Here is an 8,809-nt window from a genome sequence, read left to right as displayed (position 1 = left end):
TCGGGTACACCCGGTGGCGGAGGCAGTGAAGAGGGCGGCGGAGAGGACCCGTTAGGTTAAATTCTGGTGAGGGTTGAGGGTTTATGGTTGAGGGTTTAAGGTTTAGGGTGTATAGACAATGCACACGAACCTTGCCCCGACTCCCCTCTGTGAAACTCTGTGGTACATCTTTCAGACACGGATGACGCGGATAACACGGAAAAACATGGATTTTAATCTGCGATAATCTGCGTAATCTGCGTTGAAAGAAGTTTTTAGGCATGGATTAAAATTTTCCCCTCTGTGGAACTCTGTGTACTCCGTGGTGCCCTCCCTCACCCCTCACCCCTCATCCCTCAACCCTAAACCCTTAAACCCTAAACAAAAGAACCATGCGAAGAATCGATTACATCGTCATCCACTGTAGCGCCACCCGTGAGGGCCACGTCCTCACCCCCGAGGCGCTGGACCAGGAGCACCGTCGCCGCGGCTACCGCATGACGGGCTATCACTATTACATCCGCCGCGACGGGACCACCGTCGTCACCCGCCCTCTGGAGCTTGCAGGGGCGCACGTGAAAGGCTACAACAAGCACTCCATCGGCATCTGCTACGAAGGCGGACTGGACGCCCAGGGCCAACCCAAGGACACCCGCACGCCCGAACAGCGCGCCGCCCTGCGCCTGCTGGTGGCCCAGCTGCTGCGCCGCTTCAAGGGCAACGTCCGCGTCTGCGGACACCGCGACCTCAGCCCCGACCTGGACCGCAACGGAACGGTCGAGGCATGGGAGTGGGTGAAGCAATGCCCGTGCTTCGAGGTGGCGAAGGAGATGTAGGGGAATGGATAATTGATAATTGAGAATGGAGAATTGATAATGGAGGCAAGTGGGTAGTAAACGAGGACAACGAGGATTACGGGAACTTCGGCAGCTAAAGCCCCTCGTCAACTTGTCAACTCGTCAACTTGTCAACTCGTCAACTTGTCCCCTCGTCAACTACTATCAACCGCAACGAAAGGAGGTGTGAAAATTATGGCTGTCAAGAAATCGACTTGGGATCTGATTATCAAGATCATCTGTGCTGTGGCAGGTGTGCTGGCCGGCGCACTGGGCGTTCAAGCCGCTAACCTGCTGTAAGCAAAAGCAAGAGGGTGTATCAGAATAAGTTTTTTACCACAGATTACTCGGATTATTACAGATCACTGAATCTGACAATCTGAAGATCAAGAAAAAATCTGTGCCAATCTGTGAAATCTGTAGTAAATGATGACACACCCTCTTTACATAAATTATAAATCCTAACAAAATATATAGATATATGAAAAGACTTATTTTAATTCTATCCGTCTGCCTGCTTTCGCTGGTACTTAAGGCACAAAACGAGTATGGCAAAGTCAGTCCGCAGACAGCCGATTTTATCAAATATGGCAATATTCCGGTTTCCCTATATACCGGACAAGTTAATGTTTCCGTCCCCCTCTACCACATCGAAGACCCCGACTTCGACATCCCGCTGGTGCTGAACTACGTATCTGATGGTTTCCAACCTGCCAAACGTGCCGGATTTGTAGGCCTGAACTGGTCGATAGGCGGGATGGGGGCGGTGACGCGCGAAATATACGGGGTGCCAGACGACTTCAAGGAATATACGACTACCCCGGATCCAGCCAAAGGATTCTGGCAGGCAGTGCAACAGAAACCCTATCTTCAGGAACATTTGTACCTCTTCTGGCCGGGAGTCCTTAAGAATTATGGCGTTTATTGTGCCCTTCCATACGTAGACAATTGTTTTTACGACTGTGAACCCGACCTGTTCATGTTCGCCATGCCCGGGCACAACGGCACTTTCATGATAGACAACCAGGGCGTGGTACGTGCCAGCGACAAGGGCTACAAGGCAGACCTTTCCGGCCTCACTGCCCAAACCGAATATCTGGGGTATCCGGCGGATTCGGAAATCAGAATCACAGCTCCCGACGGCTACGTTTATACATTCGGTGGTGCGTTGGCAAGTCTGGAATATAACATGAACTTCTCTCCCGCCAAAGAATTCACTGCCGCGGAAAAGAAAAGCTGCATCAATGCCTGGCACCTGACAAAGATAACGGCACCCAACGGACGGACACTTGTTGTGAACTATACTTCTGATAACATCCATAACATGTGGTCGCCTATCTGGGCCGCTTCGCGCACCAAACTGCTGGTCGCTCCCAATCCGATGGATCCATATACCTACAAAGCCACTAAAATGGTATTCCCCGAATCCATCGAGATAGCCGACACCGGCCTGCGCGTCGAATTCCGGAAAAGCGTGGAGACGTGCCGGACTTTCTATCAGGAATTCCAGAAATACAACAATCTGTCGTACCAGCTGGATGCCATTGACGTGAAACAAGGAAATAAAACGGTGTATACTTACAGCCTGTCCTACTCGAACCGGAAGCATCTGAGATTCCTGCAACAAGTCACGATGCCGGATGAAGGGAAATATTCATTCGAATACCGGCATCCTGCAACGTATGCCGAGCCGTCGACCGACAACGTGGATGACTTCGGGTATCTGAAAGGTCTTCTCCCCATCAATCCGGTCAGCCTGATGACAAAGATGACTTATCCTACAGGCGGGTACACTTTGTTCGAATACGAGCCGCATAGCTACAGCAAGAGAGTGGACACCGAAGTGACCGATTTGTCATTCCACTCCCGCCTTGTGGATATAGCCGGAAAGACCAACGGCTTCAGAATAAAATCTCTGGAAAACCATTACCGGATTGAAGGCACCAACTTCTACTCCAAAGAGAGCAAGACTTATACCTATACCGAACCGCTCAGTGTGAAAGGCAGCGGCATCTTGCTGAAATACAGGCCTTACTTCCGACGGACGAACGGCGACACCATCTATATATGGAACAACGTATGGCTTCAAAACTACAACATCGAAGAGCCACGTATCGGATATTCGTATGTGAAAGAAACATTGGGGGACAAGTCATACATTCAGTATCACTTCTCCGATTACCACACTTGTCCGGACCAGGGAGATGTCAACTACAGTTGGACGGCAAGCACAGGGTTTCCCACCCCTCTGGAGCTGGTTTCTGGAAACGCCACTATGGCAACCAGCAAATGCTTGCGGCGCGGACATTTATTGTGGAAACGCGTATACAACAGCCAATCGGTAGAGCAACAACGTACGGAATACACCTATCGCAACCTCTTCCCCACGCTGCAACCTGTCCCTTCTCCCGGGCAACAACTGGCAGAACCGGATTATTCCGTCTCTCTGCGTCCGGTTTCGGGAGGAGCCATGGCCATGCGCATCCGCATGCAGAAGTATCCCGTGAGCATGGAGAAGACTACAAGCTACTTCAAGAATGCCGCCCCTATAGTTTTCACAAAAGAGTATACATACAACAATTACGACCGGCTAAAGCAACAGACAGAAAGTACCTCTACACAAGATACGCTGAAAACCACCTTCAGCTATCCTACCGATTCGATTTTAACCAGTACCCGGAACAACGTATACCAGATACAGGGAAACAGCAACATAAAGAATACCTCGGTAGCAGACACGCAGGAAGCAACTCCCATTTATCCTGTCGATAATGTACACAAGAAACTGGTAGACCGCAACATCGTGGGCCGCGTAATCGCAGAAGAACGTTTTCTGGGGAATAAATTGTTGGAAGGAAAGTGGACCCAGCCCAAGCTATTGTCCAATGGGGGCGTAGTGGATGCCGCCGTCTATACCCGCAAAGGCAGCTATCCATACGAGAAACAAGAAGCCTGCGAGGTGCATGATGCGTACGGAAATCCCATTTATGTGACAAGCCGCAATCGCCCGAAGAAAGTTCTGGTGTGGGGGTATAACGGGCGTTACCTCGTCGCAGAAATCGAAGGAGTGACGTACAATGAAGTCAAAACGGCACTGGGCAGGAGTCCTGAAAGTATGTCGGACCAGGACGTGCCGGATATGACAGCACTGGACGGACTGCGTACTTCGTTGCCGCATGCCCTGGTCACCACCTACACCTACGAGCCGTTGGTAGGCATGACTTCGCATACCGCTCCCCACGGAGAAAAAACCACCTACGAGTATAACGACAAAGGGCAGCTCAGTACGGTGAAGAACCATGAAGGAAAGGTGGTAGAGAGTTACATCAAACATTATCAAAACACTGAAATACCCAACGAATTATGAAAAGATATCTGACATTTTTATGCTTGTGCATCATATCTGTGTGCACACAGGCACAGGAAACCGCGTTGAATTATCTGCAAACGCGTACAATGCTCACCGAGCAGGGTGACACGTACATCGAACAGGTCCGGTATTATGACGGCTTGGGACGCCCTTTCCAGAAAATGACAAGAAACTATCCTTTTGCGGAAACAGACAGCTGCCTGCTGACCGTCCAAGGATATGACCAGACGGGAAGACCTGATATACAGTATCTGCCCATGCCGAGAAAAGAAAAGTATCTTGATGTACCTAATTTCAGTCTTTCATCCCAATTCTATTACAAAGACTCCCGTCCTTACATCTCCACAGAATATGAAAAGTCACCACTGAACCGAATCATAAAGATGACCAAGCCGGGTGAAGACTGGAACGGGCATTCAAAGACCATCGTATACGGAACGAATGCTGATGCCGGAAACTGGTGTTGCGCATACTACTACATAGATGCTGCTGGAAAACTGGCACGAAACGGGAACTACCAGGCCGGACTACTGGAGGCGACAGAAGAAACCGATGAAGACGGTCACGTCAGTTACACCTTTACCAACATGCAGGGAAAAACCATCCTTACCCGAGAGATGGATGGAACTGTCTCGCACGACACGTATTACGTGTACGACGACTACGGAAACCTGTTTTACGTGCTGCCACCCATGATAAACGACGACATCACCTCTCAGAATCTGGACAAATATGCTTACCGGTACAGATATGACCACCGGAACCGCCTAGTCGAAAAAAAATTGCCGGGAACGGACCCCGTGACATATGCTTATGACGCAGCCGACCACCTGACCCTGATGCAGGACGGAAACATGAAGAAAAAAGGAAAATACAGGCTGTACCTCTACGACAAACATAACCGGTTAGCAGTGCAGGCTATAGCAGACCAATCACTAATAACAGGCATAAAGGATCTGGACAAAAGAGTGATAAGCTGCTTTTATAGCAATCTGCCAATTGACTTGGAGAATATTATGATGAAAACTGCTATACAGTTTGAATTATGCCAAGAACTCGTAGGGACAGGATACCATGTCAACTTAAATGGAACATTAACTCCCATCGAGCATAACATGCTATACGAAATCATCAATTATTACGACAACTATGACTTCAAACATAAGGTGGACGGATTCAAGAATATTCCCGATCTGGAATACCCAACGTTATCGGGCACACTTACGGGCCGCATCGTCAGCCGGATGTCCGAACCGGACCGCCACCGATACGAGCTCTATGCCTACAACCGGAAAAGAAAACTGGTTTCTACCCTGCTGCATGACTCACTGAGCTATAACCGGAAAACGGATTACACGTATTCATTTACCGGAAAACCGCTAACTCAAACGTCTGTCTATTTCACCGGAACGTTCGGTACTCCCGCCGAAAAGGTGCTCCTCACCGAAACGTATACCTATTTATACAACAAGAAAAACCTTTTGGCATCCGTGAAGCACCGGATGAACAACGGACCGGAAGTACAGCTTTTGACATATACTTATGACGTTACAGAGCGCATCATCGCCAATACATTCCACAATATCAGCAATCCAGACTTCCGGATAGAGTACAAGTATAATATACAAAATTGGCTGACAGCCATCAGCGGCACCAAGTTCTCGCAGAACCTGTATTACAACACCGGGAACGGCACGCCATGCTACAACGGCAACATCAGCAGCATGACCTGGAAAGCCGGAAATGAGACAACCCTCCGCGGCTACAAGTTCACCTACGACGGGCTGAACCGCATGCTGGATGCCGTTTATGGCGAAGAAATATATATTTATGAATTCGAACGTACCCGACTTAATGTTTCAGGGGTCATTAGCAGATAGGAGGCAATATGCGAAAGAGGGGCTCTTTTGATGACCTCAGGTTGTGTGCTCAACAACAAGTTGTAACGTTCGCGTGCGGTCTCAAAACGCCAGGAGTCGGCTTTCACTTGGGATACGATGAGGGAATATTCCAGAATTTTCCTATAAAACATGTTTATCTCCCAGGATATTTCGGTAAGTTGCATCAATTTATCGTATGGTAGCAGATAGACAATGCAGTCTTCCAGAGCTTCAATCATCAATTTGGTAGGCTCTTTTTTCAAGGTGCTTTCAATGCACATCAGGACACATCCTTCATACGAAAAGTGTTCGGTGACGTCTTTTCCCCCCTTGTAATAGAATTGTCGCATCATTCCTTTTCCGACAAGGATGATGTGATGGCTGATTTGGCCTTCCTTGAGCATAACTTCTCCCTTGGCTACTTCTTTACGGATAAGAATCTCTCCGAGCATTCTTTTTGCTTCGGGCAGCATACCGGGATAACGTGAATTGACAGCCAGGTCGATTGTTTGTTTTAAAAGCTCGTCCATAATCTACAATAATTTGTTGTTTCGACAACAAAGGTAGTATATTAAGACTGAATGAGCAAGAAGAACGTGCGTTTTTGATGTTCCTCCTTTCTGGCTCGTGACCTTTGCTGTGGGCAGTTAGGAGTTCTTTACAAAACTTTTGCTTGCCCATTTCATGCTGTACCAGCGACGTACAAAAATACCTCCCCGGATGTTTTCGTCTAAAAGGAAAGCTGTCCACATGCCGCAGATGCCCCAACCGAGTGGAATGCCGAAGAAATATCCCAATCCGACAGCTACGCTCCATTGAACCACGAGTCCTACGTAGAAGGGATAATTGACATCGCCTGCTGCCCGAAGGGCTGCTGTGGCAAAGATGTTGATAGGACGTCCTATTTCGAGAATGATGTCTATGAATAGGATAAGTACTCCCAGGCGGATAATTTCGGGGTTGGAAGTAAGCCATCCCAGGATGCTATGTCCGCATAAAGCAAGGATGGTAGAAAGAATAACGGTGATCATCACCGACTTCTTCATGACATATTTGCCCATAAGAAAGGCGGCATGAGGTTTTCGTTCTCCGATTAGATGGCCGATGCAGATGGCTCCTCCTTGTGCCATGGATATGCTGAACAGATAAGCGAACATAACGATGTTGACACAGTAGGTTCGTGTGGCAAGTGCCTCTACCCCCAGCATGTTGATGAAGTAAGTGATAACCACCTGCGAAGAACTGTAAGACAACTGCTCGCCGGCCGAAGGCAATCCTACTTTCATCAGGTTCTTCAGTTCGATCCAGGGGAAGGGACGGAAATAGGCCAGCGGGAAACGTGAGATATGTTTGCGGAATAGAATGATAAAGAGTAAGATCATGGACACACCACGACTGAAAGCTGTAGAAATGGCAGCACCTTCTACTCCAAGTTCCGGAAAGCCGAAACGGCCGAATATCAGGGAGTAGTTACCGATGATGTTAAGTATGTTGACGACTACAGTGACCATCATGGGGTAGATGGCCTTGTTAGCGCTGCGCAACGAAGCAGAAAGGGTAAGGGAAAGAGCCTGAAAGAATGCGAATGCACCCACTATGCGCATGTAGGACAAACCGTCTTTCATCAGTTCGGGTGTAAGCCCCATCAGCCGGAGAATCGGGCTGGCGCCAAGGTATAACAGAAGACTGACTGTGATGCCTACTGCAAGATTGACCAGGATGGATACGCCTACTACCTGAACAACCTTTTTTTGCAGGCGTGCGCCCAGATATTGGGAGCAAAGTACAGAAGTACCCAGATTGATCACTTCGAAAACCAGAAAAGTAAGCATGATGATTTGGTTGACTACTCCTACGGCAGCAACGCTGTTGTCCGAATGCCGGCTTAGCATAATGGTGTCGACAGCGCCGAGCATCATAATGAGCAGGGTCTCTATAAATATGGGAGCAGCCAGTTTGGCCAGTCGTTTTTTCAAACTTTCCTGTTGTATCATACTCATACCTATTGAATTTTTATAGGGAAAAAGACTTTCTTAATATACAAATTGCAGATATATAGTGCTTTATCTTGTACAAGTCCTTTGCAGGACTGTGCGTATTGAAATAAAATTGTGCAAAGGTATGAAAAAGGGGGAAGGAGGCTGTTGATATAAATCAAGAATTTTTTTTCGATGTTTTATGTTTTGAATGTTAGCCAATTAGCTGTTTTTGGCAACTGGTGGCGAAAAAAAACTATCGAAAAGACTTGCACAGTCCAAAAGTTTCCCATACCTTTGCACCGCATTTGAGAGATAATGCAGGTTAAAGGAAGTTTGGGTGAGTGGCTGAAACCACCAGTTTGCTAAACTGACGTACGGGTTACCGTACCGGGGGTTCGAATCCCCCAGCTTCCGCCTAATGCACTCTTAGCTCAGTTGGTAGAGCAACTGACTCTTAATCAGTGGGTCCAGGGTTCGAATCCCTGAGGGTGTACAATGAGATGGGACGGTGGATTCGTCTAACGGTTAGGACACATGCCTCTCACGCATGCAATACGAGTTCGATTCTCGTATCCACTACAAATAATGAAGCGGTTGCCGGTTAAGAAGGTAAACCGCTTTTTTTATGGCTTTTCTCTTCACTCTCCGAAGAGAATGTGTATCTTTGCATAAGACATGGTTTCATTAGTCAAATTCACTAGTGTCCACTAAAAATTAGAGGACGAGTTAAAAATTATAATTACTAAATAAATTTGGTCCATCAAG

The 8,809-nt window shown here is 47.9% G+C and carries 6 protein-coding genes and 3 tRNA genes; 7 read left to right on the top strand and 2 right to left on the bottom strand.

Annotated features, from left to right (window positions below):
- The first annotated feature begins 371 nt into the window (after positions 1-371).
- The 4 genes from QVP67_RS08675 to QVP67_RS08660 all read left to right on the top strand — a co-directional run bounded on the left by QVP67_RS08675 (position 372) and on the right by QVP67_RS08660 (position 6,065).
- Complete coding sequence (locus QVP67_RS08675; protein ID WP_022163174.1) at positions 372-815, top strand: N-acetylmuramoyl-L-alanine amidase; 444 nt, start codon at positions 372-374, stop codon at positions 813-815.
- A gap of 195 nt (positions 816-1,010) precedes the next feature.
- A complete protein-coding gene (locus QVP67_RS08670; protein WP_022163173.1) occupies positions 1,011-1,115 on the top strand; it encodes a smalltalk protein in 105 nt (34 codons plus the stop codon).
- Positions 1,116-1,296: 181 nt separating this feature from the next.
- Complete coding sequence (locus QVP67_RS08665; protein WP_022163172.1) at positions 1,297-4,182, top strand: hypothetical protein; 2,886 nt, start codon at positions 1,297-1,299, stop codon at positions 4,180-4,182.
- A complete protein-coding gene (locus QVP67_RS08660; RefSeq protein WP_022163171.1) occupies positions 4,179-6,065 on the top strand; it encodes a DUF6443 domain-containing protein in 1,887 nt (628 codons plus the stop codon). Before QVP67_RS08665 ends, QVP67_RS08660 begins: the two co-directional genes overlap by 4 nt.
- On the opposite strand, the gene QVP67_RS08655 is transcribed toward QVP67_RS08660, so the two are convergent.
- Together QVP67_RS08655 and QVP67_RS08650 are read right to left on the bottom strand one after the other, a co-directional pair.
- On the bottom strand, positions 6,014-6,595 hold the full coding sequence (locus QVP67_RS08655) for a Crp/Fnr family transcriptional regulator (protein ID WP_022163170.1): 582 nt from the start codon (positions 6,593-6,595) through the stop codon (positions 6,014-6,016). The two genes, QVP67_RS08660 and QVP67_RS08655, sit on opposite strands and share 52 nt — an antisense overlap.
- A 117-nt stretch (positions 6,596-6,712) precedes the next feature.
- Complete coding sequence (locus QVP67_RS08650) at positions 6,713-8,059, bottom strand: MATE family efflux transporter (protein ID WP_071150694.1); 1,347 nt, start codon at positions 8,057-8,059, stop codon at positions 6,713-6,715.
- 312 nt (positions 8,060-8,371) lie between these two features.
- Between QVP67_RS08650 and QVP67_RS08645 the strand changes: the two genes are divergently transcribed.
- The 3 genes from QVP67_RS08645 (at position 8,372) to QVP67_RS08635 (ending at position 8,623) form a co-directional block, all read left to right on the top strand.
- Positions 8,372-8,458, top strand: a tRNA-Ser gene (locus tag QVP67_RS08645).
- Between the two features lie 6 nt (positions 8,459-8,464).
- Positions 8,465-8,537, top strand: a tRNA-Lys gene (locus QVP67_RS08640).
- Between the two features lie 14 nt (positions 8,538-8,551).
- Positions 8,552-8,623: transfer RNA gene (locus QVP67_RS08635), tRNA-Glu, on the top strand.
- Positions 8,624-8,809 lie beyond the last annotated feature (186 nt).

The organism is Bacteroides sp. CAG:633 (genome assembly GCF_000435115.1).
GTDB classification, from domain to species: domain Bacteria; phylum Bacteroidota; class Bacteroidia; order Bacteroidales; family Bacteroidaceae; genus Bacteroides; species Bacteroides ndongoniae.
Note: the sequence above shows the minus strand (reverse complement) of the source record. Positions and strands in the feature narration are given on the sequence as shown.

Excerpts from the sequence above, each read along its gene's own strand:
- QVP67_RS08675 (WP_022163174.1), top strand. The coding sequence starts at position 372 with ATGCGAAGAATCGATTACATCGTCATCCACTGTAGCGCCACCCGTGAG.
- QVP67_RS08670 (WP_022163173.1), top strand. The coding sequence starts at position 1,011 with ATGGCTGTCAAGAAATCGACTTGGGATCTGATTATCAAGATCATCTGT.
- QVP67_RS08665 (WP_022163172.1), top strand. The coding sequence starts at position 1,297 with ATGAAAAGACTTATTTTAATTCTATCCGTCTGCCTGCTTTCGCTGGTA.
- QVP67_RS08660 (WP_022163171.1), top strand. The coding sequence starts at position 4,179 with ATGAAAAGATATCTGACATTTTTATGCTTGTGCATCATATCTGTGTGC.
- QVP67_RS08655 (WP_022163170.1), bottom strand. The coding sequence starts at position 6,595 with ATGGACGAGCTTTTAAAACAAACAATCGACCTGGCTGTCAATTCACGT.
- QVP67_RS08650 (WP_071150694.1), bottom strand. The coding sequence starts at position 8,059 with ATGATACAACAGGAAAGTTTGAAAAAACGACTGGCCAAACTGGCTGCT.